Here is a 26574-nt window from a genome sequence, read left to right as displayed (position 1 = left end):
TCACGCGACTGCCACGGTGGAGGCATTTCAAACGGAGCGAGAGCGACCTTCGGTGAATCAGCGCCAGGCCAGATCGGCAGCCTCGCCGGTGCCTGGCCGGGGAAGATTCGCCGTGAGCACCAGGCCGCTGACGGTAACCGTCGTCACGCGCTGACGCGAAGGGAGCGTCGGATCATGGGAACCACGTCTGACGAGCACACGAGGCAGGGATTCGACGCCGCGCCCCTCCTCCCGGGCCGTCGCGTCGGACTGCCCGTCCTGCGCGCCGACGACCGCGAGCCGGCGCCCGAGGGGCTGGTCTCGGACCTCCGCGTCGAAGCCGGCGCCCTGGGCGGCAAGGAAGGAGGCGAGGCGTCATGACCATTCGGCATCCGGCCGACCGAGGCAGCGAAGGGCGCGGGAAGTTCGACCGACTGGCTCAGGTGGCGTCGCATTTCACCAGCTCACCCGTCTTCTTCGTACTGTGTCTGCTGCTCGTCGCGGGTGTGGTCGCCGTACATTTCTCCGGGATCGGGCTGAAGTGGAACGTGTTCGCGGGAGACTGCATGACCGCTGTGACGCTGCTGCTCCTCGCCTTGCTGAAGAACTCGGAACTCCGGGCCGAGCGCGCGATGCAGCGCAAACTGGATGCCATCGCCGCGGCTCTGCTCGAAGCGAATGAGGGCGAGCCGGGTAAAGCACACGACGACCTCAGAGCCGCGATCCGTATGGAAGATGAGACCTGAACCGCCCCTCCCTCCTCCCCGGGCTCTCGACATCGGGCCGGCGTCGCCTCCTGTGCAGCAACAACTCCGGCCGCGCCGGCGTTCACCCAAGGCTGCCGGGTAGGCGCAGCCCATGGGGTGGTAGCCAGGAGCACCACGGATGACCGGGAGCAGTCATGCAGCCTGAAGCCGTCAGCATCTACCTCAACGACCACCTGAGCGGCGCCACCATGGGAGTGGAACTCTCCCGGAGAATCGCACGGGCACACCAGTCCTCGGCGCGTGTCGCAGTGCTGCGGGACCTGGCCGAGGAGATCGCGCAGGACCGCGAGAGCCTCCTCGACTTGATGGGCGCACTCGAAGTCACCCCGCGCCGGTACAAGGTGTACGCGGGCTGGGCGGCTGAGAAAGCGGCCAGGCTCAAGCCCAACGGCCGTCTCCGCCGTCGTTCCGGCCTCAGCACGCTCGTCGAACTGGAGACTCTTCGCATGGGCATCCAGGGGAAGTTCCGGATGTGGCGGGCGCTGATGCCCGTGGTCGCCGAGCGCGACGATCTCGACGCAGCTCGACTGAAGGAGCTCATGGATCGCGCCAATGACCAGATGGCGACCGTCGACGAACTGCACGAAGTCGCGGCCAAGACGATCCTGAGCAACGGTTCCGGCCACCGCTGAGCGACGCCGACAGCGTGCGACGCTGTCCGGACAACCGCCGCCCGGCCGAAGCCGATTGCCCGGGCCCCGATTCGGGGACGGGGGGCCGTCCCCTGCTACGTCTCCCCGTCGCCGGGCGCCAGCAGCCCCTCCCGCAACTTCCCGAGCACCCGAGCCAGCAGCCGGGAGACGTGCATCTGCGAGATCCCGAGCCGCTCGCCGATTTCCGACTGTGTCAGCTCGTCGACGAACCGCAGTGACAGGATGGTGCGTTCCCGCTCCGGCAGCGTGGCGATCAGTGGCTTGAGGGACTCTAGGCACTCCACGATGTCCAGTGCCGGGTCCTCCTCGCCCAGCCGGCGGGCGAGCGGACTGAGCGGCTCGTCCTCCTCGAGGGGGTCGAGGGAGCGGGCCACATAGCCGTTGGCGGCCCGCTGGCCTTCCAGGACCTCCTCCTCGGTGACCCCGAGGCGGTCCGCGAGTTCGGCCGTGCCGGGGGCCCGGCCGAGGTCCTGTTCGAGCCCGTCGTACGCCTTGGCGAGGTCCAGCCTCAGCTCCTGGAGCCGCCGCGGCACGCGGACGGCCCAACTGGTGTCACGGAAGAAGCGCTTGATCTCGCCGACGATCGTGGGCAGCGCGAAGGAAGTAAACTCGGCCTCGCGACCGACGTCGAAGCGGTTGATCGCCTTGATCAGACCGACCGTGCCGACCTGGATGATGTCCTCCATGGGCTCGCTGCGGCCGCGGAAGCGGCCCGCCGCGAACTTCACGAGGCTCATGTTGAGTTCCACCAGGGTGTTGCGGACGTACGAGTACTCCGCTGTGCCCTCTTCCAGGGTGCTCAGCCGGCGGAACAGGGTGACCGAGAGGGCCCGCGCGTCCAGCGTGCCGATGGTCTTGGGGTCCGGAATCTCCGGGAGTCCGTCGAGTGCCGCCGACCGCACCTGCGGGGCGGCACGGACAGGGGTTTCAGGGGCGAGCGGGAAGCTGGACATGTGGCTCCTTCGACGGGGTGAGGCCTGCGCCGGTGGCTACGGCGGACCGTCGGTCGAGCTCCATCCAGGTGATACCCGTTTGTCCCCTTTCGAAGCTTTTCAGTGGGATATGACACTTTGTGCGCCGGCTGTGTGCGGAGCGTCAGAGGCGGATGCCGGCGGGATGCCGGCGGCGGGCAATGTGTGGCAGCGCGCATGGATGGACAACGCCCGTGTCAACACAGTCCAGTTCTCCGGCCTCGACGTGGCCCGCGGCGCAGCAGCGGTTACCAGTAGTGCCGTCGTCCACCCACCGCGTGCCCTACCGCTCCCAGGATCCAGAACAACACCCCGAGCGCGACCAGGATGAGTCCGATGGTCCAGAGAATGCCGATGCCGGCCAACAAGCCGATGATGAGCAGAATGACTCCGAGGATGATCATGACTTCCCTCCGCTGACGGGCGACCCCCTCTTTTTGCGGCTCCCCGCCTTTTTGCGGGGCAAACCCGGGTCTCGCCATGATCAGCGCGTGCGCAACCCGGCAGTAGCGCGCGCGGGGGACCGCCCACGCCAGCTGGTTCGAGGACGGGTCATTCGGCCGGTGGCAGGAGCGTGCCCAGGGGGCCGAGGTCGAGGTTGAGGTCCTCCATGGTGAGCCCGTACTGGGCACACAGGGCAGTCATGCGGTCGTGGAGGACCATCAGCGTCGTCCCCAGACGCTCCTCCTGCTCCTCGGTGAGATCTCCCTGGTCGACTCGGTGCAGGGCCTGCCGCTCCATCAGCTGGCGCAAGAGCTCGACCAGGGTGAGAACGAGTCTGACCAGGTCGCGCTCCACCGTGTCCGGATCGGTGCTGATCCTGCGCGCAGGCTCGTGCGAACGTGCGCCGGGACCGGGAAGGTCCTCGGGCGCAGCAGGCAGCAGATGGAACGCGCGCTCGGCGGCGTCCGCGACCTCTTGGAGACGCCGGGCCCTGTCCTCCGCCTCAGCCGCCACCGTCGCCTCCCGGCGAGGAGCGAATGGAGACGATCAGAGCCCGCAGTGAAATGCGCACGAGATCGATGTCGGCGATGGACAGCACGACGTCGCCGGTCAGGACGACACCACCACTGAGCAGCCGGTCCAGCAGGTCGATGAGTGCGACCTGGCGGTTCGGCAACGGTTCCGTCGCCCTCGGGACCGCCGGGGATCGCTCGGACGACGTCACGGGCCGGCCCCTTCCGCGTCTTCGTCCGACACTGCCGGAGGCGTGGCGAAGGAGTACGGCGCCCAGGGGCCGGTGAGTTCGACCCGTACCCCCTCGAGCCCGTCCGCGGCACGGCTCACTTCGGTGCGGAACTCCTCAGCGCGGTCGTGGGGCACGAGATAGGCGTCGTTGACGACGTTGTCGCCCGGCGCAGTGGCGAGCTCGCCCTGCTGCACCCGGTGGCGTGCGCGGTCGGCGGCGTGCTTTCGTCCCGCGGTCTCGACCCGCTCCGCAGCCGTCTGCGCCGCCTGGTAGACGGTGTCGCGAACACTCCGCTGGGCCTTGCGGGTACGTAGATACGCGCGTCCGGGACTGAGCTCCTGGGAAGGCGCCGGCTCGGCGGCGACGGGTGCCGCCGACGGCTCCACGTAGATCTTGACCCCCCACTCGACATGTGCGGCGAGGTGCGACAGGCGATCGGCGAAGGTGCCTCGCCGCGCTTCCAGGACGTTCCGTGCCCGGTCGTCGTCGAGGTACACGGTCGCGAGGCGCAGGGGGAGGACCGTGGTGCACGCGGCCACCGCCTCGATCACACCGTTGTGGGCGCGGGCGACCGATTCCAGCCAGTCCAGGTCCTCGAGGTGGCCTTTGAGAGCGTCTTCCTGGAAATCCCGCGACGGCGCCGAACTGACAACGAGCACCAGGCCGTCGTCGTGCGCGCCGGCCAGGAGGCGTACCGGCGCGCCGCCGACACCGGCGATCCCGGCCATGGCGTCTTCCAGCCCGGCGGCTTCCCGTGCCACGGCGTACACATACGTCATGCGGTCAGTCATCGCGCGACTTCCTTGTGCGACGGACCGCCCTGGGCTCCTGCTGACGCTCGGGCTCTTCCTCACGCTCGGGGAGCGCCTTGCCGCGCCGGGAGCGTTCGGGCAGTTCCCCTTCCTTGCGCAGTGCATCGATCTCGGCCCGCAGCCGCCGGTTCTCCTCGGCGAGCGACCGCTCACCGCGACTCCGCGACGTGAGCGAGGGATCGTGCTCCCACCAGTCGATGCCCATTTCCTTCGCTTTGTCGACGGAGGCGACGATCAGCCGGAGTTTGATGGTCAACAGCTCGATGTCGAGCAGATTGATCTGGATGTCTCCCGCGATGACGATGCCCTTGTCGAGCACCCGCTCCAGGATGTCGGCCAGATTGGCGGAGGAGCCCTGTGCGTATGCCGGAGCGGCGCGGGAGGGATAGGAGCCAAGCCGGTTGGCCAGCGGTTCAGTCACGGCGGCGGCCTTCTTGCCAGAACGCTCGGATCTCTTCGAGCCGGTCGAGCAGCTCGTCCTCTCGCCGGTCGAATGTCTCCTCGTCGATGCGCCCCGCCTCCAGCTCCGCTTCGAGCTCAGCCAGTTCCCGCTGGATGGGTGCGGGGTCGTAGTACTCGTTCTCGGCCGCCTCCAGCACGCGCTCCATCACCCAGGCGACCCCGCGTACGGGTGCCAGGGGGAGGGTCGCGATCTGAGTGAGCAGGCCCATGAGAATCACCTTCAGACGAAGCTGTAAGGGGGCAGCGGGCCGTTGAGCCTGAACTCGAAGTCGTCCCCCATCTGGTTGGCGAGACTCAACTGCGTGGTGAGGAAGAGCTCCTCCTGGTCCTCAGCCACCAGAAAAGACACGCTGAGGAAGTCCTCGCCGGTCGGCTGGGAGTGCTCCACGTCCCTGCTCATGGGACGGAGCGCCTCGACAACCCCTGCGGCCAGCGCCTCCTGGCGCGCCTGCACCTCCTGGGCGACGAGCTCGCCGAGAGCGACCGGCACATCGGGGCCGGCCGTGCCGTCGAGGATGGCGTCGTTGAGGTCCCGGGCCGTGCTTGATTCCGCAAGGATCTGGCGGAGGAGCGCCTCCTCGTCCTGCTTCACCTTCAGGTGGTACTCGGCGCAGTCCTCCAGTGCCCGGAGCCTGTCCGTGTACTCGGCGGCCCGTTCCTCGAGGACGGTCCGGACGGCCTCGTCGTCCGGCGCCGTGAGGCCGAACCTCAGGGGAAGCACGGTGCCGTCCTTCATGAGACGGTTCTGGACCTCCTGATGCGCGGTGAGGTCGCTGCGCTTGGGGCGCAGGTCCTCAGGCGCGTCGCTGACCACTGCGGTCAGTGACCCCGCGTTCACCGTACGCAGGGAGGAGGGCGGCTCTCCGACCCCGTTCACATCGTCGAGCCGGAGCGGATGCTGCTCGCCGGCGATGGAGTAGACGTACACGGCCATGGGTCACTCCTCCTCGCGTTCCCTCGCGCGGCGGGTGGGCCGTCGGGTCGAGCGCCGTCGCCGCTCCACCGGCTCCTTCTCCTTCTCCTCGCGCTCCGCACGGCCTTCTTCGTCGTACTCCTCGGCCTCTTCGTCGTCCTCCCGGCCGCTGCCCTTGAGAGAGTCGGTCACGGCCTCCACGGCGCCCGTGAGGGCGCCCTTGGACTTGCCGCGGGCTCCGCTCTCGACCGAGTCGCCGACGAGGTCGGTCAGCTGCGCCGGTTCCTTGCCGCCGGCTGTGAGATCGAGGCGGTTGCAGGCTTCTGCAAAGCGCAGATACGTATCAACGCTGGCCACGACGACGCGGGCATCGATGGTCAGCAGCTCGATCCCCACGAGCGAGACGCGGACGAAGACGTCGATGACGAGTCCGCGATCAAGAATGAGTTCCAGGACGTCGTACAGGTTTCCGGAGCCACTGCCCCTGGAGACGCTGCTTCCTCCTTGCGGCACCACGGTCATGGTGCCTCCCTTCGCCGGCCGGGCCCCGGTGCCGTCAGGGGCGGCGGTCGATCTGTCCTCGGGTGTATCGACGTGTCCGTTCGTATGCCACCAGGTCGCCCTCCTTGTCCAGGGTCACCCGGTAGCTGGCCATCACGCTGGTGGTCTCGGGGATCCGTTCCAGCTCCAGGACCTCAACCTCGGCCTCCCAGCCATCATCGGTCGGTTTGAGTGCCGAGACCGACTCGGGCGGCCGTCCGAGCAACTGCTCCAGCTGCTGCGCCGCGGAACGCATGGCCGATGCGGCGCTGTCTTTGCGCCGCCGCTTGGCGGGTTCTGCTGGGGCCATTGTCGCTCTCCGGTGGACGGTGAGGAAGCCATATTCCACGCACGAACATACAATCTCATCATATAGGGACATATCTGTCACCTGTGGGGGCAGTCTCACTGTGATACGGAATCCCTTTCTCAACGCCCTTTGTGAAGGGATCAGTTCATGAACGACACGACCAAGATCGCTCTCGCGGCCGCGGTCGCGGGTGGGTACGTGCTCGGACGCGCAAAGAAGGGGCGACTCGCCTTCGCCATGGCGACCTATCTCGCGGGTCGCCGCTTCGGGCTCGATCCGCAGCAACTGGCCACGGAGGGTCTGCGCAAGCTCAAGGACGTACCGCAAGTCGCCGACCTGAACGAACAAATACGCGGCGAACTGCTGGACGCGGGCCGTAAGGCCCTCGCTGCAGCGGCGGACCGTCGTCTCGCCGATCTGGCGGACACCCTCCATGACCGCACGCTCCGCCTCGGCGAGAAGGGCGAGGAGGAGGAAGAAGAGGAAGAGCCAGAAGAGGAAGAGGAGGAAGAGGAGGAAGAAGAAGAGCCAGAGGAGGAAGAGGAAGCAGAGGAGCCGGAGGGGATAGAGGAACCGGAGGAGGAACAAGAGGAAGAGGAAGAGGAGGAGGAAGAGGAGGAGGAGCCGGAGGAGGAGAAACCGCCGCGCCGCAGCCGAACGTCCGTCAGAAGGGCGAGAAAGCCCGCTCCCCGGAAGAGGGCCGCCGAGGAGCCTGCGAAGCCCGCCCGCCGGGCGAAGAAGACGTCCGTGGTGCGGGCGCCGGCCAAGAGGGCTGCCGCGAAGAAGGCCCCTGCGAAGAAGGCACCGGCCAAGAAAGCCGCCGCGAAGAAGGCCCCTGCGAAGAAGGCACCAGCCAAGAAAGCCGCCGCGAAGAAGACCACCGCGAGGAAGACAACAGCGAGGAAGGCCCCCGCGAAGAAGACGGCCGCCAGGAAGACGACTGCGCGGAAGTCGGCCGCCAAGAAGACGGCCGGACGGCGGAGGTAGGGCCATGGCCAAGACAATTCGTGATGCGGGTGGCGGAGGAGCCTCGGGCCTGGAACTGCTGCGCGACGAGCTCATGGACTACCTCGGGGCGCAGATCGAGAATCTCGCGGACAAGGCCGGCGACTCGCTGGCCGACCTCACCGACCAACTGCTCGATGTCGCCGATAAGGGCGGCCCGCTGCCCGGTGGGGGGATAGCGAAGGCTCTTATCGGCGGCAAGGCCAAGGATGTCAAGGACAACGTGCTGGACAAGGCCAAGGGCCTCTTCGGTGGCGGTGGCGGCCGGAAGTCCGGCGGCGGCAAGTCCATGAACATCGTTGAGGCCGTCGACGTAGGGGTGCCGGTCCGCACGGCTTACGACCACTGGACGCAGTACGAGGCGTTCAGCGGGTTCGCCAAGGGCGTCCGCAGTGTGTCCCAGGAGGACGAGACCCACAGCGACTGGAAGTTGAAGGTCGGACCTTCGACACGCGGCTGGAAGGCCACCGTCCAGGAGCAGGTGCCGGACGAGCGGATCATCTGGACCTCCGAGGGTGCCAAAGGCACCACACGCGGCTGTGTCAGCTTCCACGAGTTGACACCCGATCTCACGCGCATCGTGCTCGTCGTCGAGTACTACCCCTCGGGCTTCTTCGAGAAGACAGGAAATCTCTGGCGGGCCCAAGGCCGACGCCTGCGACTGGACTTCAAGAACTTTCAGCGGCACGTCACCTTCACCGAGGAAGAAGTTGAAGGGTGGCGCGGGGAAATACGCGATGGCGAAGTCGTCCGCACTCATGAAGAGGCACTCGAGGACGAGGAAGAGCAAGAATACGAAGAGGGTGAAGGGGGAGGCGAAGGAGAAGAAGGAGAAGAATACGACGAGGAGCCCGAAGGAGAAGAAGGAGAAGAATACGACGAGGAGCCCGAAGGTGAGGAAGGGGGATACGAAGAGGAAGAGAGCGACGAAGAATACGAAGACGAAGACGAAGAGTGACGTTCACCGGTTCCCGGCGGAGCTGACTGCATGGAATCCGGAAACAAGGCACGATCGATTGAGGAGCTGATTCACTGTGGCTGCGCAGGGAAAGAAGATACGCGGCAAGGCCCAGGAAACCGTGGGCAAGGCCAAGCAGAAGGCCGGAGAGGTGGCAGGCGACGAAGAGCTGCGCCTGAAGGGGACCGCTGACCGCATCGAAGGCGAGGCCCGTCAAAAGGCCGCGAAGGCAGAGGACAAGGTGCGCGGCACGGCGGAAGAGGTGAAGGGCAAAGCCCGCAAGCACACGGCGTGAGGCCACGCTCCTGTGAGAACGGGCCCCGGGGCGGAGGCACTCGGGGCCCGACCATGCGCAGAAAGCATGACGTGACAGAGTGACAGCGACGGCCCTCAGGGCTTGGCCGGCTTGTCCTCGCTGTAGAGCCAGACGTCCCACAGCCCGGTGAGGTCCTTGCCCGACTTCTGCTGTACGTACGTGGTGAAGTCGCGTGTGGAGGCGTTGCCGTGACGGTGCGTCTGCGCCCAGCCCTGCAGGACGGAGAAGAACATGCTGTCGCCGACGGCCTCACGGACCTTGTGCAGGGTCATCGCGCCGCGCTCGTAGACAGGTTCCCCGAGCAGGTGCTCGGCGTCGGGCGGGTCGGCGGGCGGGAAGTCCCAGTTCTCCTCGGAGTCGAATGCGTCCTCGAAGCTCTCCTGGACGGGGGTGTCCTCGAACTCCTCGAGGTACAGCCACTCCGCGTAGGTCGCGAAGCCTTCGCTCAGCCACACGTCCCGCCAAGCCCTGGGCGTGACGGAGTTGCCGTACCACTGGTGGGCGAGTTCGTGCATGAGGGTTACGGGGTCGAAGGCGTCCTCCGTGAAGACGGCCCGGCTCTGCGTCTCCAGCGCGTAGTCCGCATCGCCCTCGCGCTCGACGATCGCGCCGCCCGACGAGAACGGGTACGGACCGAATTTCTTCACGGCCCAGTCCGTGAGCTCGGGGATGCGGGCCAGCAGATCTTCGCTCTGCGCGGTGACGGTCTTGTCCGCAGCGGTGTAGACGGGCACTTCGGCCGCCCCGGGGCGGGACCTCGTGATGTCGTACGCGCCGATGCCGACGGTGACGACGTAACTCGCCACGGGCTGTGCGGAACGCCAGGCGAAGGCGGTGTGTCCGCGGTCGGCGGTGGGGCGTTCGGAGCGCAACTCTCCGTTGGAAACGGCCTTGAGACCCTTGGGGACGGTGACGGTGATGTCGTACGTCGCCTTGTCGCTGGGGTGGTGGTTGCCGGGGAACCACGTCATGGAGCCGTCCGGCTGACCGAGCGCGATCGCGCCGTCCGCGGTCCTCAGCCAGCCCTCCCGGGCGCCTTCGGCGTTGGTGATGGTGCGCGGCGAACCCTCGTAGCGGACGACGGCGCCAAAGGTGTGACCCTTGCGGAGGTCGACGGCCGGCCGGAGCGTCAGCTCATCGCCGGCTCTGGTGGCCGCGGCGGGCGCTCCGTCGACGGTCGCGCCGCGGACGGTCAGTCCGTGGAGGTCGAGGTTGAAGGAGCTGAGGTCCTGGCCGGCGCGGGCGGTGATCTCCGCGGTGCCGGTGAGCCTGTGCGACTTCGGGTCGTAGTCGAGTGTGAGCGCGTAGTGCTGGACGTCGTACCCGCCGTTGCCGAGCCTGGGGAAGTACGGGTCGTGCGCACCGACGGCACCCGGGGTGCCGCGGGCTTCGGTGACAGGTCCGTCCGCACCGGTCACGGGCGCGCCACCGAGGACGATCAGGGCGGCGGCCGGAGCCAGGCTACGGAGACCGAGCCGCAGATACACAAATGCGATGATATGTGTGAGAAGTTGAATTTTCCACCTCGGCTGGACCGTGCACGTTTCCACCTCGGCCCATGAGGGCAGTCGGCCGGCGAGCGTGAGGACCGCCACGCGCGCATGATGAAGTGGTGTCGAAGGCGACGATCCTGACCGTCGACGACGATCCCGGTGTCTCCCGGGCCATCGCCCGCGACCTGCGACGCCGGTACGGCGATCGGTTCCGGGTGCTGCGCGCGATCTCGGGTGACGAGGCCCTGGAAGCTCTGCGCGAGGTCAAACTCCGCGGCGAACCGCTGGCCGTGATGATCGCCGACTACCGCATGCCCACGATGAACGGGGTGCAGTTCCTCGAAGCTGCGATGGACCTGTTCCCCCTGGCGCGCCGGGTGCTGCTGACCGCGTACGCCGACACCGGAGCGGCGATCGACGCGATCAACGTCGTCGATCTCGACCACTACCTCCTCAAACCGTGGACTCCCCCGGAGGAGAACCTCTACCCCGTCCTGGACACCTTGCTGGAGCTCTGGGACGCGGCACCCGACCCCGGCGCCGCCGAGACGCGGATCGTCGGCCATCGCTGGTCCGCGCCCTCGTTCGCCGTGCGGGAATTCCTCGCGCGCAACCTGGTCCCTTACCGGTGGCTCGCCGCCGACGAGCCCGAGGGGGTACAGCTGCTGGAAGCGGCAGGCCTCACCGCGGCTGATGTCCCGCTGGTGGTCACAGCCGACGGAAAGGCGCTGCACGCCCCCAGCGAAGCGGAACTCGCCGAGCGGGTCGGCCTGCGCACCAGCCCCGCCGCCGACTTCTACGACGTCGTCGTCATCGGCGCGGGGCCGGCCGGACTGGGCGCCGCCGTCTATGCCGCCTCCGAGGGCCTGCGCACCGTGCTCGTCGAACGCAGCGCGACCGGGGGACAGGCGGGACAGAGCAGCCGCATCGAGAACTATCTGGGTTTCCCCGACGGAGTGTCCGGCGCTCAACTGACCGACCGGGCCCGGCGGCAGGCGGCCCGATTCGGTGCCGAGATCCTCAGCGCGACCGAAGTGGTGGCTCTGGAAGCGGCGGGAGCGGGACGCGTGCTGCGGTTCGCCGACGGCACCTCCATCGGCGCGCACACCGTCGTCCTCGCCACCGGTGTCTCCTACCGGCGGCTCACGGGAGCGAACCTGGATTCCTTCACGGGCGCCGGGGTCTTCTACGGCGCGGCGTCCTTCGAAGCGGCCGGCTGCCAGGGTGACGACGTGTACATCGTCGGCGGCGCCAACTCCGCCGGACAGGCCGCCGTCTACTTCTCCCGCTACGCAGGGCGCGTCCACCTGATCGTGCGCGGTCCCGACCTCACTCGGTCGATGTCCCACTATCTGATCCAGCAGATCGAGGCCCTCCCCAACATCGAGATCCACGCCCGCACCGAAGTGGCCGCCGGCGACGGCGAAGGCCACCTGGAGCGGCTCACGCTGCGCGACAACCGCACCGGGAGCCACACCACTGTCGACGCCTCCTGGCTGTTCGTGTTCATCGGCGCCGAACCGCAGACGCAATGGCTGGACGGCGTGGTGGCGCGCGACGGACGTGGGTTCGTCCTGACCGGGCCGGACCTGCCCGCAGCGGGAAGCCGCTCGCCCCGGTGGCCACTGGCGCGTGCCCCCTACCACCTCGAAACCAGCGTCCCCGGGGTGTTCGCCGCCGGTGACGTCCGCGCCGAGTCGGTCAAGAGGGTCGCCTCGGCGGTGGGCGAGGGAGCCATGGCCGTCACGCTGGTGCACCGCTACCTGGAGGCGCAATGACAGCCCGGGCCTCCCGCAGCGCGCTGACCCCGGACGAGCTGCGCACCCTCTTTCTCTTCGAGGCGCTCGACGCGGAGCAGCTGTCCTGGCTGGCCGAGCGCGGGCGCGTCGAAGTGCGCGAGACGTCAACGGCCGTATACGTACAGGGAGAGAGCGCGACCTGCTTCTTCGTGCTGCTCAACGGTACTGTCGCGCTCAGCCGGCATCTCCACGGCGACGACATCGAACTCAGCCGCACGGATCTGAGGGGCGCCTACGGGGGCGCCACGCAGGCCTACCTCGGTGACCGTGTGGACCAGGTCTACTCCCATACGATGCGGGCGGTCACCGATGCGGAGTTCTTCGTTCTGCCCGCTGCCGAGTTCGCCACCGCCGTGCGGACCTGGTTCCCCATGGCACTGCACCTGCTCGAGGGGCTGTTCTTCGGGACACGCGCCATCGATGTCATCGTCGGTGAGCGTGAACGGCTCGTCGCCCTGGGTTCACTGACGGCGGGTCTGACCCACGAGCTCAACAATCCCGCAGCCGCAGCCGTGCGCGCCACCGACACCCTCCGTGACCGTGTCTCAGGAATGCGGCACAAACTGGCGCTCGTCGCGGACGGCCGGGTGGACGGCACACGTCTGCACGAACTGGTCGAGATGCAGGATGCCGCGGTGCGGCGGGCCATCGCCGCGCGCCCGTTGTCGGCGATCGAGGCGGCGGACGCCGAGGACGAACTCGGGGACTGGCTCGAGAACGCGGGGATGGAACGAGCCTGGGACATCGCTCCCGTCCTCGTCTCCGGTGGCATCGATGCCGGATGGCTGGCCGAGGCCACAGCGGGACTGTCGGACGACAACCGGCGGGCCGCGGTCGGCTGGCTCAGCTACACCGTGGACACCGAACTGCTGATGGGGGAGATCGAGGATGCGGTCCGGCGCATCTCCGGACTGGTCGACGCGGCCCGGCAGTACTCCCAGCTGGACCGGACCGCCCAGCAGCCCGTCGACGTCCACGAACTCCTCGACGCCACCCTCGTGATGCTCCAGGCAAAGATCCCCGAGGGCGTGCGCGTGGTGAAGGAGTACGACCGCGACCTGCCGGCCGTCCCCGCCTACGGCGCGGAACTCAATCAGGTGTGGACCAACCTCATCGACAACGCGCTGGCCGCGATGGACGGCAGCGGCATCCTGACGGTCGCCACCCGGCACGACGAAACTCACGCGTTCGTGGAGATCAGGGACACCGGAACCGGCATCGACCCCGAGATCCGGCCGCGTATCTTCGAGCCCTTCTTCACCACCAAACCAGTGGGCGAGGGTACCGGCCTGGGCTTGGACATCTCCTATCGGATCGTGGTGAACAAACACCGTGGCGACATCCGCGTCGCATCCCGCCCCGGCGACACGCGGTTTCGTGTCGCGCTCCCCATCGCCTCCCCAGCGGCACAGGAGCCCGGCTGAACGTGCCGCGCTCGCACCGGCCTTGGGGCGACGAGCGACCACGACGCCCCAGAAGCGCGCGCCGCACCCATGAGGAGGCAGAACATGGCAGTGTCACGAGTCGGACTCGTCGTCCATGAAGGACGCCCCGAAGCTGTCGAGGCGGCCAGGGCGGTTCGCGACTGGTGCGACAGCCACGGCGTCCGCTGCACGGACATCGACGTGTGGCACGAAGGCGAACAGCGGCACAGCGCCCAAGAGGAGCTCGACGCCGCCGGCGACCCCGATCTCATCGTCACCCTGGGCGGAGACGGCACATTCCTGCGCGGTGCCCGACTGGCCGCCGAGCACGACGCCCTCGTGCTCGGTGTGGATCTCGGACGCGTGGGCTTCCTGACCGAGGTCCCCGTCCAGGACGTACGACTGGCATTGGACGCCGTCCACGAGGAACGCGTCAACACGGAGAACCGCATGCTGCTCACCATGCGCGCTTCGTGCCCCCTGGAAATGCCCGAAGGCATGGAACCCCTGATGCGCTACGGTCGCGGCCCACTTCTGCCACCACCCCCTGTACGCCCGGAATGTGACAAGGGCGGCGGCTGGGGTATCGCACTGAATGCGACCGCGCTCAACGACGTCGTCCTGGAGAAGCTGGTGCGAGATCATCAGGTGTCGGTGGGTGTCTACCTCGCGGGCAGGCTGCTGGCTTCGTACTCCGCCGACGCGCTCATGGTCGCCACACCGACCGGGTCGACCGCCTACAGCTTCGCCGCGGGCGGACCGGTCATCTCCCCACGCGCCGAGGCACTGGTCTTCACCCCCGTCGCTCCCCACATGGCCTTCAACCGTTCCGTCGTCGCCGCCCCGGACGAACCCATCGCACTGCGCCTCCTCGAACGCTCAGGACACGCAGCGGTCAGCATCGACGGCCAACTGCGCGGCGTACTCCGGCCCGGGGAGTGGATCGGCGTCTACGCCGCACCGCGTCCCCTGCGATCCGTGAGGCTCGGGCCCACCGACTTCTACGGCCGTCTGCGCGAGCGAATGAGGCTGACCGACGCCCCGGCAGCGGCCGCCGACGGGGAAGCCGCACCGCTGTGGCCCCTGACGACTCCGGCACCGGCCGATCTGGGGCACTTGAGCCTGCCGCCCGTCCGAACCGACACCTACCCACTCCAGTGACCGATGCGGCTGTGCTCCCGGCGAAAGTACCGGCCGGAACAGCTGGTCAGGAGCGGTACGGCTGAGGACGTCCAGGCCGGCCGGCGCGGGCCCGCCGGCCTGGACGCGCATGATCAGACGAGGTCGAACCGGTCGAGGTTCGACACCTTGACCCACGCCGCGACGAAGTCGTTCACGAACTTCTCCTTCGCGTCATCGCTCGCGTAGACCTCCGCGAGCGCGCGCAGCTCGGAGTTCGAGCCGAAGACGAGGTCGGCACGAGTGCCGGTCCACTTGACCTCGCCGGTCGCGTCGTCGCGGCCCTCGAAGGTGTTCTGGTCCTCGGACGTCGCCTTCCACGTCGTGCCCAGGTCGAGCAGGTTGACGAAGAAGTCGTTCGTCAGCCTGCCCGGGGCGTCGGTGAAGACGCCGTACGCCGTCTGCTGGTAGTTGGCGCCCAGGACGCGCAGACCGCCGACCAGCACGGTCAGTTCGGGGGCGCTCAGGCCCAGCAGGTTCGCCTTGTCGAGCAGCAGGTACTCGGCCGGCAGGCGGTTGCCCTTGCCCAGGTAGTTGCGGAAGCCGTCGGCGGCCGGCTCCAGCGCGGCGAAGGACTCCGCGTCGGTGTGCTCCTCCGTGGCGTCCACACGACCCGGGGCGAACGGCACCTCGACGTCGTGACCCGCGTCCTTGGCGGCCTTCTCCACGGCGGCGGCGCCACCGAGGACGATCAGGTCGGCCAGGGAGACCTTCTTGGCGCCGGAGTTGAACTCCGACCGGACGCCCTCGAGGACACGGAGCACCTGCGCCAGCTCGTCGGGCTCGTTGACCTCCCAGCCGGCCTGCGGCTGGAGGCGGATACGCGCGCCGTTGGCGCCACCGCGCTTGTCGCTGGTGCGGAACGTCGAGGCCGACGCCCATGCGGTGGAGACGAGCTGGGACACGGTCAGACCCGAGTCGAGCAGCTTGGCCTTGAGGGCCGCGACGTCGGCGGCGTCGATGGCCTCGCCCTCGGCCTCCGGCAGCGGGTCCTGCCACAGCAGGGTCTCCGCCGGGACCTCGGAGCCGAGGTACAGCGACTTCGGCCCCATGTCACGGTGGGTCAGCTTGTACCAGGCGCGCGCGAAGGCGTCCGCGAACTCCTCGGGGTTCTCGTAGAAGCGACGCGAGATCTGCTCGTAGACCGGGTCGAAGCGCAGCGACAGGTCAGTGGTGAGCATCGTCGGGAGCTTCTTCTTCGACGCGTCGTGCGCGTCGGGGATGATCGCCTCGGCGTTCTTCGCCACCCACTGGTGGGCGCCGGCCGGGCTCGCCGTCAGCTCGTACTCGTACTCGAAGAGGTTCTTGAAGAAGCCGTTGCTCCACTGGGTCGGCGTGCTGGTCCAGGTGACCTCGAGGCCGCTGGTGATCGCGTCGCCGCCCTTGCCGGTGCCGTAGGTGCTCGCCCAGCCGAAGCCCTGCGTCTCGATCGGGGCGCCCTCGGGGTCGGCGCCGACGTGGTCCGCCGGGCCCGCGCCGTGGGTCTTGCCGAAGGTGTGGCCACCGGCGATGAGGGCGACGGTCTCCTCGTCGTTCATCGCCATGCGGCGGAAGGTCTCGCGGATGTCGCGGGCCGCGGCGATCGGGTCCGGATTGCCGTTCGGGCCCTCCGGGTTGACGTAGATGAGGCCCATCTGGACCGCGCCGAGCGGGCTCTCCAGCTCGCGGTCACCGGTGTAGCGCTGGTCGTCGAGCCAGACCTTCTCGGGACCCCAGTAGACGTCCTCCTCCGACTCCCAGACGTCCTCGCGGCCGCCGCCGAAGCCGAAGGTCTTGAAGCCCATGGACTCCAGGGCGACGTTGCCGGCGAGGATCATCAGGTCGGCCCAGGACAGGCTCTTGCCGTACTTCTTCTTGACCGGCCACAGCAGACGGCGGGCCTTGTCGAGGTTGACGTTGTCCGGCCAGCTGTTGAGCGGGGCGAAGCGCTGCTGACCGGCGCCTGCGCCACCGCGGCCGTCGCTGATGCGGTAGGTGCCCGCGCTGTGCCAGGCCATACGGATCATGAAGGGGCCGTAGTGGCCGAAGTCGGCCGGCCACCAGTCCTTCGAGTCCGTCAGCACCTCGGCGATGTCCTGTTTCACGGCCGGGAGGTCGAGGCCCTGGAACGCCTCGGCATAGTCGAACTCCTCACCGAGCGGGTTGGCCACGGCGGGGTTCTTGGCAAGGATCTTCAGGTTGAGCTTCTCCGGCCACCACTGGCGGTTGCCGCCGCCCTGGGTCGGGTGCAGGGCGCGCTCGTGCGCGACCGGGCAGCCACCTCCGCCCTGCGCTTGCGCGTCGACGACGTTTGCATCGTGGTTCTCAGACATGGGAATCCTTCCGGACGGGGCGGATCACGGTGCTCAGGAACTGTGGGCGGTGGAACAGTCGGGGCGCAGGCCCCCCAGTACATGACCTCGGCCTCGTCGGTCGAGAAGCCGTGGTCGTAGGACGCGGCACGACAGGAGCCTCGCCCAGACGGTCGCGCACCGCGGAGGCGATCGCCGCGGTGCCGTGGTGGCCACGGTGCCGGACGGTCTCGGGCAGCGACGCGACGCGGGCGGCCGTCAGCCGCAAGCCGGCACCGCGCAGCTCCTCGGCGGTGGTCCCGTCACGCTCTGTCTCCTCCTGTACTGGAGTCTTCCTGTCCCTTGGCTATCGCCGGAACTGATCCTACGATGGACAGAGTCCAAGTCAATAAGCGCGCCAAACCCATATCCAATCGGAACCCGGATGTCCACCGGTAAACTTGGGGTATCCCACCGAACCTGAATAGGTGAACCGATATGAGTGACCTGCTGGAGCGACTGCGAGGGCGTGGCTGGCGGCTGACCTCCCAGCGACGCGTCGTTGCGGAGGTCCTCGACGGCGAACACGTGCATCTCACGGCCGACGAGGTGCACGCCCGCGCGGCACAGCGGCTGCCCGAGATCTCCCGGGCGACCGTCTACAACGCCCTGGGTGAGCTGGTCTCCCTCGGTGAGGTCATAGAGGTCTCCACCGACGGCCGCGCCAAGCGCTACGACCCCAACGCCCACCACCCGCACCAGCACCTGGTGTGCTCCGGCTGCGGCACCATCCGCGATGTCCACCCGGCCGGCGATCCGCTGGCCGACCTCCCGGCGGAGGGACGGTTCGGCTTCACGGTGTCCGAGGTCGAGGTCACCTACCGCGGGCTGTGCCCATCCTGCGCCGGCTGATCCGCGGCAACCGCCCGCCCTCGTCATCATCGATCTGCCGTGCTGACCGTGCGTGCCTGGTGCTGTCACCGGATAGGTGCGCCGGGTCGGTGGGCGAAGGGTGGACCGCGACGGTGCGGGGAGGCGGGCGATGAGTGACAACTACCTGACGGTGATTCCGGCCGATCCGTACTGGCAGCCCAGTAGGGATGCGGCGGATCGTGCTGCGGCTGTGCTGGCCGGGATGCTTGACGACGACGCCCGCCGTGGTCTGGAAGCCCAGTGGCACGACAGCGTCGAGGTGGTCCACTGCTACGCCAACCTGAAGAGGATCTCCTGCCCGCACTGTGGTGCGGAGGTCGCATCTGGCTGGTGGGGTGAGGCCGTCTCGGAACGCTACGACGAGGGCTTCTCGACGCTCATGGTGACGGTTCCCTGTTGTGACGTCGAGACGTCGCTCAACGAGCTGGCGTACGACTGGCCGATGGGGTTCGCCCGGTTCAGGATCGAGGTCATGTATCCGAACCGGGGATGGCTGACCGACGAGGAACTGGCTTCCCTCACGGACGCGCTCGGGTACCCCCTTCGGCAGATCCTCGTCCACATTTAGTGCTGTGACCAGGCAGGCTCGCCGGTCGGGTCAGGCTGCGGCTGTGAGAGGGGGGCGCCGTACGGGCGGGCAGCCGGGACCGCCCGCAGTGCGGCCAGGGTGTTGTCGGCTCCCTTCCTTCGCCGGTTGAGGCCCCACAGGGTGTCGTCGCCGATCGAGTAGCAGCCGAGGCATCATCGCGTGCCGGAAGCGCACCGAACTGGTGCTGCCCCGGCGCACGATCTGCTGCAGCTTCTGCCCCTCCTGGTCGGTCAACCTGCGTACACGGACAGGATCGGCCACCGCACCTCCAGCAGTCGGAACGGACGTCACCGCCCATCCAACCGCTCCAACCACCAACCCGGCGAACCCATGCGGTCACAGCACTAGCCGTAACTCTTGTTGCCCACAAGGAGGTTGTGTGGGTGCGGGAGGAGCGCACGGTGGCGTGTGAGGTCTCGACATGGTCACAAGCTGGAGGCTCACTGCCGCATATCTAAGGCGTGCCTTACCTAAGTTGTATGGTGGCGCGGTCAGTTCCGGAGGTGGGGAAGGAACGTGGTTCCATGGGCGACGTCCGCCTGGTGGCGGAGAATCTGGACGTCGGGCACGCGGGCCGCCCGGTGTTGAAACAAGTGGACCTGTTACTCAGGGCAGGTGAGATCACCGTTCTGGTCGGCCCCAACGGCTGTGGAAAATCTACTCTGTTACGGACAGTGGCCGGTCTACTGACGCCAATCGGCGGTGACATACGCATCGATGGCGCACCGCTCGGTTCACTCGGGCGACGCGTTCTGTCCCAACGCCTGGCCTTCCTTCCTCAGACTTCCCAGGCTCCCGCCGGTGTGACGGTGCGTGAGCTGGTACGACACGGCCGGTACGCCCATCGGGGCGCTCTTGCCCGGCACACGGCCGAGGACACGGCAGCGATCGACTGGGCCCTCGACGTCACGGACGCGGCCCCGCTGGTCGAGCGCCGGCTCGACGAGCTGTCAGGCGGCGAGCGCCAGCGTGCATGGCTGGCCATGGTGCTGGCGCAGCGGGCGGGTGTCCTCCTGTTGGACGAGCCCACCACGTACCTCGACATGCGCCACCAGTTCGACGTGCTCGACGTCGTACGCCGGCTGGCCCGCGAGCACGACATCGCCTGCGGAGTCGTGCTGCACGACCTGATGCAGGCGGCGGCCTACGCCGACGAGGTCGTGGTGGTCGCAGACGGCGGGATCGCGGCCACCGGCACCCCGGAGGACGTACTCAACCCCGACATCATCGACCGGGCGTTCGGCCTGCGTGTCAACGTCGTCCGTGATCCGGCGACCGGATACCTGGCCTGCTTCCCCCAGCGGTCCGGTGCCTCCACCGCGTCCTGACCCAATGGATCACCGCGCCGAGAGCGTTTCCCCGCACCACCCAGTACACGAGGAGAGACTCACCATGCAGAGAATGCTGCGCGCCCTGGCGACCGGCGGCACCACTGTGGCACTCATGCTGACCGCCGTCGGCTGTGGCTCCGGGACGGTCGGTGACACCGCGGACAAGAAGTCGGGCGGGGACAAGGCGGCGAGCGGCCAGGTCACCGTCGAGACCGCGCTGGGCAAGATCACACTGAACAAGCCGGCGGTGAAGGTGGTCACCCTGGAGTGGACGTACGCCGAGGAGCTGGTCGCCCTTGGTGTCACTCCGGTGGGGAACGCGGACAACGAGGGCTACGGCACCTGGATCACCGCCAAGGGGGCGGCGCTGCCGGACAAGGTCACCGACGTGGGGAACCGGAACGAGCCGAGCCTTGAGAAGATCAAGGCCCTGCAGCCGGACCTCATCGTCATCGACAACGACCGGTCCAAGGCCAACCTCAAGCAGCTCCAGGACATCGCCCCCGTCGTGTCCTTCACGTACACCACCAAGCCCCAACTGGACACGATGAAGACGAACTTCACCGAGTTGGCGAAGGCGGTCGGCAAGGAGGACAAGGCCGCCGAGGTGAACAAGCAGATCGACGCCAAGGCTGCCGACCTCAAGGGCCGGCTGGACAAGGCGGGCAAGGGCGGCGTGAAGTACGCGCTCGCCCAAGGTTTCACCGCCAATGGCGCGGCTTCGATCCGCATGCTCACCGACGATGCCATCGCGCCCCAGCTGCTGAACCTCGCCGGGCTGAAGAACGGCTGGAAGGGCCGGCCCGACGTGTGGGGGATGACCACGGTCGGCGTCGAGGGCCTCACCCAGGTCGACAAGGACGCGACCTTCCTGTACGTCGCAGCCGAGAATGACAACCCCTTCACCGGTGACCTCGCGGGCAACGCGGTGTGGAAGGGCCTGGACTTCGTCAAGAACGACAAGGCGCTGCCGCTCGACCCGGGCACCTGGCTCTTCGGCGGCCCGCTGTCGGCGATGCACATCCTGGACGAGACCGGCAAGGCCCTGAAGGTCTGATGGCCTCGGAAGGACTGACGGCCGCTCCGGTCCGTCCGCTCGGCCGCCGCCCACGAGCTCTGTTCGTGGGCGGCGGCCTGTCCCTGGTCCTGTGCCTGGTCGGCGTGGTCCACCTCGGTCTCGGCGCGTCCGGGGTGGGGATCGGCGACATCGTGGACCTGCTCACGGGCCACGGCGATGCGCGCACCGAGGACGTCCTGGTCGGCAGCCGGCTCCCGCGTACCCTGACCGGGCTCGTCGTCGGCATCGCACTCGGAGTCTCCGGCGTGCTCGTCCAGGGAGCGACCCGCAACCCCCTGGCAGCCCCCGACACCCTCGGCGTGAACGCCGGAGCCTACTTCGCCGTGGTGCTCGTCGCATTCACCGGCGTGAGCCTGGGCCCGATCCCTGCCGGAGGTGCGGCGTTCCTCGGCGGGCTCCTCGCGGTCGCCCTGGTCTACCTGCTCACCAGCGGTGGCGTCCTGACGCCCGGACGGGTGCTGCTCGCCGGGGCGACCGTAGCCCTGGCCGCCACCTCGGCAGCCGAGTTCCTGCAGATGCTCGACGTCCAAGCCACTCGAGGGCTGTTCTTCTGGGGCAATGGCACCCTGATGCAGTCCGGTCTGGAGCGGCCACTCACTCTCGGCGCGGTCGTCGTCGCCGGTGCGCTGATCGCCCCGTTCCTGGCGCGTCCGCTGGACCTGCTGGCGCTCGGCGACGAGACGGCCCAGGCGATGGGTGTACGGGTCGAACGCGTTCGCCCTGCTGCCTTCCTCGTTGCCGTACTGCTGTCCGCCGCGGCCGTCTCCCTGGCCGGCCCGATCGGCTTCGTCGGACTGATCGGCCCGGTCATCGTCCGGCAGTTGGGCATGCGCCGGCACACGCTGCTCATCCCGATGGCGGCGTTGTTGTCCTGCGCGCTCGTGCTCAGCGCCGACGCTGCCGCCCAGCTGGTCGTCACCCCGTCCGCCACTCAGCCGGCCGAGATCCCGGTGGGTGTGGTCACGGCGCTGATCGGCGGCCCGGTCTTCATGGCACTGGCCCGCCGGGTGAGTACCGGCGACGCCGACACCGGTGCGGCGGTCGTGGTCTCCGATCAGCGCCGCGCACCCACGTACGCCGTTGCGATCGGCGGCGGACTGATCGCTCTGGCCGTCGCGATGGCCGTCTCGCTGCGGGTGGGCGACGTCCAGATCAGCTGGAGCCAGCTCGCCGCGGCGGTGTTCGGCTCCGCGGAGCAGATCACCGAAGCGGTGGTGTCCTTCCGGCTGCCGCGCATCCTGGTGGCGGCCCTGGCCGGGGCCTGCCTGGCGGTCGCCGGGGCCGCGGTGCAAGCGGTCGTACGCAACCCGCTGGCCGAACCGGGGCTCGTCGGCGTGACCGGCGGTGCCTCGCTCGGCGCGATCACCGTCATCCTGCTCGTCCCCTCGGCGCCGCTGGCAGCCCTGCCGGCCGCGGCGGGCATCGGCGGCGTGCTGATGCTGGTGCTCGTGGTGCTCGTGGCCAGAGGCACCCGGAACGGTGGCCGGACCGGCCTCGACCCAACCCGGGTGGTCCTGGTCGGCATCGGTGCGGCCGCCACCTCGATGGCTCTGGTCAACATCATGGTGGTGGGCGCGCAGATGAACATCGCGGCCGCGCTCGGCTGGCTGGCCGGCAGCACGTACGGGCGGGACTTCGCGGCGCTGGGCTGGCTCGCTCTGCCCGCCCTGGCCGCACTGCTGCTCGTGGTCGCCGCGCGGCCGGTGAACCTACTGGCCTTCGGTGAGGAACTGCCACGCGCGCTGGGGCTCGAACTGGGCCGTGCCCGGCTGCTCGTCCTCGGCGCGGGCGCCGTGCTGGCGGCCGGTACGGCCGCGGCCGTCGGTGCGGTCGGCTTCGTCGGCCTGGTCGCTCCGCACCTGGCCCGCCGCATCGTCGGCAACAGCACGGCCCGCATGGTGCCGATGGCGGCGGTGCTGGGAGCGGTACTGGTCGTCTCCTCGGACGCCCTCGGCCGCTGGCTGCTCGCCCCGACCGAGATCCCGGTGGGAATCGTCACCGCCCTGGTCGGGGCGCCCTACCTGGTGTGGCTGCTGCGCCGGACTCGCGAGGTCTGAGCCCGTCGGGTCCGCGTCAGGAGGTCTGGGTGACACGGGACCGGGTGCGCTTCGCGGTGCCGCCGACGGCCTCCGCCTCGGCCCTCAGCGTGCGTGCGGCCAGTACACCGAGCAGGCAGACGAGAGCGGAGGCCAGGCACACGGCACTGAAGGCGCCGGAGAAGGCCGACCGGGCGACTGGCCGGAGAGCGGAGTCGAGGAGCTCGAACCGCCCGGTCTCGACAGCCTCCCGCAGCGGCGCGGCCGCAGCGGGGCCCTCACCCAGACCGCCGTCCAAGCGGGCGGCGAACAGGGCTCCGAAGGCAGCGACGCCGGTGGCGGTGCCGAGCGGGTAGCAGGCGTTGGTCAGCCCGGAGGCCATCCCGGCCCGGTCGGCGGGCACGGCGCTCACCGCCACGCCCATCAACGGCGGGAAGATGACGGCCCCTCCAGCGCCGAGCAGGACCAGTCCGGTGACGGTTGCCGCCTGGCCACCGCAGCCCGCGCCGGCGGCGGCCAGGCCGGCCAGCCCCAGTCCCTGAGCTGCGAAGCCACCGGCCACCAGTGCGTCGGGCTGGAACACCCGCTGCAGTCGGGCGACGGACAGTCCGGCCAGCAGCAGACTGCCCGTCAGGGGCAGGAGGCGGACGCCGACTTCCAGCGGCGAGTACGCGTGTGTGCTCTGGAGCCAGAGCGTGGTGAAGGCGAGCACGCCCAGGCTGGACAGCCGGGCGAGGAACCCCAGCACCGCGGCGCCCGAGAACGCCCGGATCCGCAGCAGTGCCATGTCGATCAGGCCGTCGCCGCGCCGCTGACTGGCCACCAGGGCCACGGCGAGTACGACGCCGGCGGTGGCCGAAACCAGCACCTCCGTCGCCGCCCACCCGGCTTCCGGGCCGGTGACCAGCGGATAGTGCAGCGCCAGGAGCGCGCCGACGCCGAGCACCGCACCCAGCGGATCGATACGCCGTCGGGTCGCGGGTGGTGCCGATTCGGGCATGCGGGCCAGTGCGCCGACCACGACCAGGACCCCGATCGGCACGTTGACGAGGAAGATCCACCGCCATCCGAGTGCCTGGACGAACAGCCCCCCGACGATGGGGCCGAGCGCGCCTGCCGCGGAGGCGATGGCCGCGAACGCGGCTATTCCCGCCTGGCGGCGGGCGCCTTCGTAGGCGGCGGCGATCAGGGCGAGCGTCGGCGCGAACACCATGGCCCCGCCCAGACCTTGGGCGGCGCGGGCGGCGATGAGGGTGCCGGCGTCCGGCGCGAGACCGCATGCGGCCGACGCCAAGGTGAACAGGGCCATTCCGGCCGTGAACACGGTCCGGCGGCCTATTCGGTCGGAGAGCGCGCCCGCTGTGAGCAGCAGCGCCCCGAACGCGAGCGAGTACGCCGACACGGTCCACTGCACCCTGCCCAGCCCGGTCTCCAGGTCCCGCGCGATGTCGGACAGGGCGACGTTCACGACGGTCACGTCCAGGGTCATCATCACGCCGCCGGCGCTGACCAGGGCGAAGGTCCATCGGGGGGTGCGACGACAGGAAGGCACCGCTGATCACCTCGATTCGAAGTCCAGGGGTGGGCCAACTTCATGCATGCTGACGGCCCATCAGAGTGCAACTAAGGCCATCTGGCCGGAAGTTGGGCTTGTTCATTAGGTAAGCCTAACCTAATCTAACCCCCGCTTGGGCGTCCAGGTGTCCGAGCCGCACTGATCCAGACAGACATCGGAGCTGCCTGATGCTCAACCCCGCTGACCATCCCGTGCCCGCGCTGCCGCACGTCGCCCCTGCGGCTTGGCGCGATGCCAATCGACGCCTTCTCGCCAAAGCGATAGGCGAGTGGTGTTTCGAGGACATGCTCAAGGCGGTCGAAGCCGACGGCGGCGGCTACCGCCTCGACCTCGACAGCGGCACGACCTACGCGTTCAACGCAGTGCCCGGCGCGTTCGGCTGGCTGCGTGTCGACCCGGAGTCGATCACCCGTACCGCCACCAGCATGCTCGGCAACTCCATCGCCCAACCCGCCTGGGACGCCCTGCAGTTCCTCATGGAAGCGGCCTCGACGATCGGCAGCGACCCGTCCACCATCGCCACGTACTTCACCGAACTCTCCGCCACCCTCGCTGTCGACGCGGCGCGCATCGCCCACGGCAGTGAAACCGTGGCAGAGATGCGGTCCCTGGGCCACACGGAGCTGGAGTGCCGCATGACCGGGCACAACCTGCTCGTCGCCAACAAGGGCCGGATCGGGTTCTCCGCCACCGACGTGCGCCAATACGCTCCTGAGTCGGCGCAGGCGCTGAAGCTCCAGTGGGTGGCCGTGCACCGCGGTCTTGCCGAGTTCCGCGGGACCTCGGAACTGTCCGAACAGACCATCCTGGCCCGGGAGCTGGACGAGGTGACCCGGGACCGGTTCACCGCGGTCCTGACGGAGGCCGGTGTCGACCCGGCAGGCTATGTGTGGATGCCGGTGCACCCCTGGCAGTGGGACCACGCCGTCCAGAGCCTGCACGCCGCCGACGTGGCACAACGGCGCATCATCCCGCTGGGCGAGAGCCCGGACGCGTACCTGCCCGGCCAGTCCATCCGTACGATGGCCAACGCCACCAGCGTCGATCGGTACGACGTCAAGCTCCCGCTGAAAATCCTCAACACCCTGGTATGGCGAGGCATACCGCCGCACTGCACCATGGGAGCACCCGTCGTCACCCAGTGGCTGCGCGGCCTGGTGGAACGCGACGCGTTCCTGACCGAGGAGTGCCGGACCGTCTTCCTCGGCGAGGTCGCCTCCGTCACGGTGCGCCACCCCTACCTCTCCAAGCTCGACGACGCCCCGTATCAGCACCTGGAAACCCTCGGCTGCATCTGGCGCGAATCGGTGTCGGCGCGCAAGGACCCGGACGAGCGGGTCCGTACCTTCGCCTCACTCCTGCACGTCGACCACTCGGGCGACGCCTTCGTCGCCGAGCTCGTCCGGGCCTCCGGCCTGGACCCGCAGGACTGGCTGCGACGGCTGTTCGACACCCTCCTGGTGCCGATCATGCACGTGCTGTACCGGTACGGGGTCACGTTCAACCCGCACGGGCAGAACACGCTGATCGGCTACGACGAGAACGACGTACCCGTCCGCCTGTACCTGAAGGACTTCGTCGACGACGTCTGCGTCTCCTTCACCGATGTACCCGAGCGCGGACCGGAACCGGACGGACACGACCACGTCCTGCCCCGCAAGCACCCCTCGATCATCAAGCAGCACGTGATGGACCAGGTCTTCGTCGGCCACTTCCGCTACCTGGCACCGCTGTGCGCCGACCAGCTGGGGGTACCGGAGGAGACGTTCTGGCTGCTGGTGCGGCAGACGATCCTCGACTTCCAGAAGCGGTTCCCCGAGCTGGCCGAGCGGTTCGCCGAGTACGACCTGCTCACCCCCGAGATCCCCCGCTACGGCCTGAACCGGGACCGCATCGTGGTCACCCGCTACGGCGACCGCGCGCTGCGCCATGCGCTGTACCCGAACGGCACGCACCCCAACCCGCTTGCCAAAGGCTGAGGAGTACCGGCC

The 26574-nt window shown here is 68.7% G+C and carries 28 protein-coding genes and 2 pseudogenes; 15 read left to right on the top strand and 15 right to left on the bottom strand.

Annotated features, from left to right (window positions below; genetic code table 11):
* Positions 1-174: 174 nt before the first annotated feature.
* From AC0699_RS04725 to AC0699_RS04715, 3 genes are all read left to right on the top strand, one after another.
* The gene (locus tag AC0699_RS04725) at positions 175-360 is read left to right on the top strand and encodes a hypothetical protein (RefSeq protein ID WP_478655633.1); all 186 of its coding nucleotides are present in this window, start codon (positions 175-177) and stop codon (positions 358-360) included.
* On the top strand, positions 357-725 hold the full coding sequence (locus AC0699_RS04720) for a hypothetical protein (RefSeq protein WP_478655631.1): 369 nt from the start codon (positions 357-359) through the stop codon (positions 723-725). The genes AC0699_RS04725 and AC0699_RS04720 overlap by 4 nt, the downstream gene beginning before the upstream one ends.
* A 155-nt stretch (positions 726-880) precedes the next feature.
* Complete coding sequence (locus AC0699_RS04715) at positions 881-1378, top strand: hypothetical protein (protein ID WP_478655630.1); 498 nt, start codon at positions 881-883, stop codon at positions 1376-1378.
* Between the two features lie 95 nt (positions 1379-1473).
* On the opposite strand, the gene AC0699_RS04710 is transcribed toward AC0699_RS04715, so the two are convergent.
* From AC0699_RS04710 to AC0699_RS04665, 10 genes are all read right to left on the bottom strand, one after another.
* Positions 1474-2352 carry an RNA polymerase sigma factor SigF gene (locus tag AC0699_RS04710; protein ID WP_478655627.1) on the bottom strand — a complete coding sequence of 293 codons (879 nt, stop codon included), beginning with the start codon at positions 2350-2352 and terminating at the stop codon, positions 1474-1476.
* Between the two features lie 266 nt (positions 2353-2618).
* Positions 2619-2774, bottom strand: coding sequence for a DUF6131 family protein (locus tag AC0699_RS04705; RefSeq protein ID WP_478655625.1), 156 nt, complete (start codon positions 2772-2774; stop codon positions 2619-2621).
* 148 nt (positions 2775-2922) lie between these two features.
* Positions 2923-3327, bottom strand: coding sequence for a gas vesicle protein K (locus tag AC0699_RS04700; RefSeq protein WP_478655622.1), 405 nt, complete (start codon positions 3325-3327; stop codon positions 2923-2925).
* On the bottom strand, positions 3317-3538 hold the full coding sequence (locus tag AC0699_RS04695; RefSeq protein ID WP_469767540.1) for a gas vesicle protein: 222 nt from the start codon (positions 3536-3538) through the stop codon (positions 3317-3319). The genes AC0699_RS04700 and AC0699_RS04695 overlap by 11 nt, the downstream gene beginning before the upstream one ends.
* Positions 3535-4350, bottom strand: a complete 816-nt coding sequence (locus AC0699_RS04690) for a GvpL/GvpF family gas vesicle protein (RefSeq protein ID WP_478655618.1) — start codon at positions 4348-4350, stop codon at positions 3535-3537. The genes AC0699_RS04695 and AC0699_RS04690 overlap by 4 nt, the downstream gene beginning before the upstream one ends.
* Positions 4343-4792 carry a gas vesicle protein gene (locus AC0699_RS04685; RefSeq protein ID WP_478655616.1) on the bottom strand — a complete coding sequence of 150 codons (450 nt, stop codon included), beginning with the start codon at positions 4790-4792 and terminating at the stop codon, positions 4343-4345. The genes AC0699_RS04690 and AC0699_RS04685 overlap by 8 nt, the downstream gene beginning before the upstream one ends.
* Positions 4785-5042, bottom strand: a complete 258-nt coding sequence (locus AC0699_RS04680; RefSeq protein ID WP_478655613.1) for a gas vesicle protein GvpG — start codon at positions 5040-5042, stop codon at positions 4785-4787. Before AC0699_RS04680 ends, AC0699_RS04685 begins: the two co-directional genes overlap by 8 nt.
* An 11-nt stretch (positions 5043-5053) precedes the next feature.
* The gene (locus tag AC0699_RS04675) at positions 5054-5767 is read right to left on the bottom strand and encodes a GvpL/GvpF family gas vesicle protein (RefSeq protein WP_478655611.1); all 714 of its coding nucleotides are present in this window, start codon (positions 5765-5767) and stop codon (positions 5054-5056) included.
* A 3-nt stretch (positions 5768-5770) separates the two neighbouring features.
* Positions 5771-6268, bottom strand: a complete 498-nt coding sequence (gene gvpJ / locus AC0699_RS04670; RefSeq protein WP_478655609.1) for a gas vesicle protein GvpJ — start codon at positions 6266-6268, stop codon at positions 5771-5773.
* 34 nt (positions 6269-6302) lie between these two features.
* The gene (locus AC0699_RS04665; protein WP_478655606.1) at positions 6303-6596 is read right to left on the bottom strand and encodes a gas vesicle protein GvpO; all 294 of its coding nucleotides are present in this window, start codon (positions 6594-6596) and stop codon (positions 6303-6305) included.
* A gap of 147 nt (positions 6597-6743) precedes the next feature.
* On the opposite strand from AC0699_RS04665, the gene AC0699_RS04660 reads away from it, so the two are divergent.
* From AC0699_RS04660 to AC0699_RS04650, 3 genes are all read left to right on the top strand, one after another.
* The gene (locus AC0699_RS04660) at positions 6744-7583 is read left to right on the top strand and encodes a histone H1-like repetitive region-containing protein (protein WP_478655603.1); all 840 of its coding nucleotides are present in this window, start codon (positions 6744-6746) and stop codon (positions 7581-7583) included.
* Between the two features lie 4 nt (positions 7584-7587).
* Entirely contained in the window at positions 7588-8559 is a 972-nt protein-coding gene (locus tag AC0699_RS04655) for an SRPBCC family protein (protein ID WP_478655601.1), read from the top strand.
* Positions 8560-8635: 76 nt separating this feature from the next.
* The gene (locus AC0699_RS04650; protein ID WP_478655598.1) at positions 8636-8854 is read left to right on the top strand and encodes a CsbD family protein; all 219 of its coding nucleotides are present in this window, start codon (positions 8636-8638) and stop codon (positions 8852-8854) included.
* Positions 8855-8949: 95 nt separating this feature from the next.
* Here AC0699_RS04650 and AC0699_RS04645 read toward each other — a convergent pair whose 3' ends face one another.
* Positions 8950-10362 (bottom strand): M1 family metallopeptidase, encoded by a 1413-nt coding sequence (locus AC0699_RS04645; RefSeq protein WP_478655595.1) that lies wholly within the window; start codon positions 10360-10362, stop codon positions 8950-8952.
* Between the two features lie 125 nt (positions 10363-10487).
* Here AC0699_RS04645 and AC0699_RS04640 point away from each other — a divergent pair, with 125 nt between their 5' ends.
* The 3 genes from AC0699_RS04640 (at position 10488) to AC0699_RS04630 (ending at position 14752) form a co-directional block, all read left to right on the top strand.
* On the top strand, positions 10488-12146 hold the full coding sequence (locus tag AC0699_RS04640) for an NAD(P)/FAD-dependent oxidoreductase (protein ID WP_478655592.1): 1659 nt from the start codon (positions 10488-10490) through the stop codon (positions 12144-12146).
* Positions 12143-13591: an ATP-binding protein gene (locus tag AC0699_RS04635; protein ID WP_478655590.1), complete on the top strand. Its 1449-nt coding sequence runs from the start codon at positions 12143-12145 to the stop codon at positions 13589-13591. The genes AC0699_RS04640 and AC0699_RS04635 overlap by 4 nt, the downstream gene beginning before the upstream one ends.
* Before the next feature lie 84 nt (positions 13592-13675).
* The gene (locus AC0699_RS04630; RefSeq protein ID WP_478655588.1) at positions 13676-14752 is read left to right on the top strand and encodes an NAD(+)/NADH kinase; all 1077 of its coding nucleotides are present in this window, start codon (positions 13676-13678) and stop codon (positions 14750-14752) included.
* Between the two features lie 113 nt (positions 14753-14865).
* On the opposite strand, the gene katG is transcribed toward AC0699_RS04630, so the two are convergent.
* Both katG and AC0699_RS04620 read right to left on the bottom strand, forming a co-directional pair.
* Entirely contained in the window at positions 14866-17082 is a 2217-nt protein-coding gene (gene katG / locus AC0699_RS04625) for a catalase/peroxidase HPI (protein ID WP_478655585.1), read from the bottom strand.
* Between the two features lie 33 nt (positions 17083-17115).
* Positions 17116-17344 (bottom strand): annotated as a pseudogene (locus AC0699_RS04620) (hypothetical protein).
* A gap of 194 nt (positions 17345-17538) precedes the next feature.
* On the opposite strand from AC0699_RS04620, the gene AC0699_RS04615 reads away from it, so the two are divergent.
* Complete coding sequence (locus AC0699_RS04615) at positions 17539-17952, top strand: Fur family transcriptional regulator (RefSeq protein ID WP_478655583.1); 414 nt, start codon at positions 17539-17541, stop codon at positions 17950-17952.
* A gap of 130 nt (positions 17953-18082) precedes the next feature.
* Entirely contained in the window at positions 18083-18541 is a 459-nt protein-coding gene (locus AC0699_RS04610; RefSeq protein ID WP_478655580.1) for a hypothetical protein, read from the top strand.
* Between the two features lie 171 nt (positions 18542-18712).
* Here AC0699_RS04610 and AC0699_RS04605 read toward each other — a convergent pair.
* Positions 18713-18823: pseudogene (locus AC0699_RS04605) on the bottom strand (IS630 family transposase); the annotation flags it as partial.
* A 218-nt stretch (positions 18824-19041) separates the two neighbouring features.
* Between AC0699_RS04605 and AC0699_RS04600 the strand changes: the two are divergent.
* The 3 genes from AC0699_RS04600 to AC0699_RS04590 all read left to right on the top strand — a co-directional run bounded on the left by AC0699_RS04600 (position 19042) and on the right by AC0699_RS04590 (position 23028).
* A complete protein-coding gene (locus AC0699_RS04600; protein WP_478655577.1) occupies positions 19042-19890 on the top strand; it encodes an ABC transporter ATP-binding protein in 849 nt (282 codons plus the stop codon).
* A 64-nt stretch (positions 19891-19954) separates the two neighbouring features.
* Entirely contained in the window at positions 19955-20950 is a 996-nt protein-coding gene (locus tag AC0699_RS04595; RefSeq protein ID WP_478655574.1) for an ABC transporter substrate-binding protein, read from the top strand.
* Positions 20950-23028 (top strand): iron ABC transporter permease, encoded by a 2079-nt coding sequence (locus AC0699_RS04590; RefSeq protein WP_478655571.1) that lies wholly within the window; start codon positions 20950-20952, stop codon positions 23026-23028. Before AC0699_RS04595 ends, AC0699_RS04590 begins: the two co-directional genes overlap by 1 nt.
* 16 nt (positions 23029-23044) lie before the next feature.
* Here the strand turns inward: AC0699_RS04590 and AC0699_RS04585 are convergent, their stop codons facing one another.
* Positions 23045-24559 (bottom strand): MFS transporter, encoded by a 1515-nt coding sequence (locus AC0699_RS04585; protein ID WP_478655568.1) that lies wholly within the window; start codon positions 24557-24559, stop codon positions 23045-23047.
* Between the two features lie 191 nt (positions 24560-24750).
* On the opposite strand from AC0699_RS04585, the gene AC0699_RS04580 reads away from it, so the two are divergent.
* The gene (locus AC0699_RS04580) at positions 24751-26562 is read left to right on the top strand and encodes an IucA/IucC family protein (RefSeq protein ID WP_478655566.1); all 1812 of its coding nucleotides are present in this window, start codon (positions 24751-24753) and stop codon (positions 26560-26562) included.
* Positions 26563-26574 lie beyond the last annotated feature (12 nt).

This window comes from Streptomyces sp. NPDC043870, assembly GCF_056435785.1.
The sequence above is the reverse complement of the archived record's forward strand: the minus strand, read 5'-3'. Positions and strand labels throughout refer to the sequence as shown.

Excerpts from the sequence above, each read along its gene's own strand:
- AC0699_RS04725 (WP_478655633.1), top strand. The coding sequence starts at position 175 with ATGGGAACCACGTCTGACGAGCACACGAGGCAGGGATTCGACGCCGCG.
- AC0699_RS04720 (WP_478655631.1), top strand. The coding sequence starts at position 357 with ATGACCATTCGGCATCCGGCCGACCGAGGCAGCGAAGGGCGCGGGAAG.
- AC0699_RS04715 (WP_478655630.1), top strand. The coding sequence starts at position 881 with ATGCAGCCTGAAGCCGTCAGCATCTACCTCAACGACCACCTGAGCGGC.
- AC0699_RS04710 (WP_478655627.1), bottom strand. The coding sequence starts at position 2,352 with ATGTCCAGCTTCCCGCTCGCCCCTGAAACCCCTGTCCGTGCCGCCCCG.
- AC0699_RS04705 (WP_478655625.1), bottom strand. The coding sequence starts at position 2,774 with ATGATCATCCTCGGAGTCATTCTGCTCATCATCGGCTTGTTGGCCGGC.
- AC0699_RS04690 (WP_478655618.1), bottom strand. The coding sequence starts at position 4,350 with ATGACTGACCGCATGACGTATGTGTACGCCGTGGCACGGGAAGCCGCC.
- AC0699_RS04680 (WP_478655613.1), bottom strand. The coding sequence starts at position 5,042 with ATGGGCCTGCTCACTCAGATCGCGACCCTCCCCCTGGCACCCGTACGC.
- AC0699_RS04675 (WP_478655611.1), bottom strand. The coding sequence starts at position 5,767 with ATGGCCGTGTACGTCTACTCCATCGCCGGCGAGCAGCATCCGCTCCGG.
- gvpJ (WP_478655609.1), bottom strand. The coding sequence starts at position 6,268 with ATGACCGTGGTGCCGCAAGGAGGAAGCAGCGTCTCCAGGGGCAGTGGC.
- AC0699_RS04665 (WP_478655606.1), bottom strand. The coding sequence starts at position 6,596 with ATGGCCCCAGCAGAACCCGCCAAGCGGCGGCGCAAAGACAGCGCCGCA.
- AC0699_RS04660 (WP_478655603.1), top strand. The coding sequence starts at position 6,744 with ATGAACGACACGACCAAGATCGCTCTCGCGGCCGCGGTCGCGGGTGGG.
- AC0699_RS04655 (WP_478655601.1), top strand. The coding sequence starts at position 7,588 with ATGGCCAAGACAATTCGTGATGCGGGTGGCGGAGGAGCCTCGGGCCTG.
- AC0699_RS04635 (WP_478655590.1), top strand. The coding sequence starts at position 12,143 with ATGACAGCCCGGGCCTCCCGCAGCGCGCTGACCCCGGACGAGCTGCGC.
- AC0699_RS04630 (WP_478655588.1), top strand. The coding sequence starts at position 13,676 with ATGGCAGTGTCACGAGTCGGACTCGTCGTCCATGAAGGACGCCCCGAA.
- katG (WP_478655585.1), bottom strand. The coding sequence starts at position 17,082 with ATGTCTGAGAACCACGATGCAAACGTCGTCGACGCGCAAGCGCAGGGC.
- AC0699_RS04615 (WP_478655583.1), top strand. The coding sequence starts at position 17,539 with ATGAGTGACCTGCTGGAGCGACTGCGAGGGCGTGGCTGGCGGCTGACC.
- AC0699_RS04610 (WP_478655580.1), top strand. The coding sequence starts at position 18,083 with ATGAGTGACAACTACCTGACGGTGATTCCGGCCGATCCGTACTGGCAG.
- AC0699_RS04600 (WP_478655577.1), top strand. The coding sequence starts at position 19,042 with ATGGTGGCGCGGTCAGTTCCGGAGGTGGGGAAGGAACGTGGTTCCATG.
- AC0699_RS04595 (WP_478655574.1), top strand. The coding sequence starts at position 19,955 with ATGCAGAGAATGCTGCGCGCCCTGGCGACCGGCGGCACCACTGTGGCA.
- AC0699_RS04590 (WP_478655571.1), top strand. The coding sequence starts at position 20,950 with ATGGCCTCGGAAGGACTGACGGCCGCTCCGGTCCGTCCGCTCGGCCGC.
- AC0699_RS04580 (WP_478655566.1), top strand. The coding sequence starts at position 24,751 with ATGCTCAACCCCGCTGACCATCCCGTGCCCGCGCTGCCGCACGTCGCC.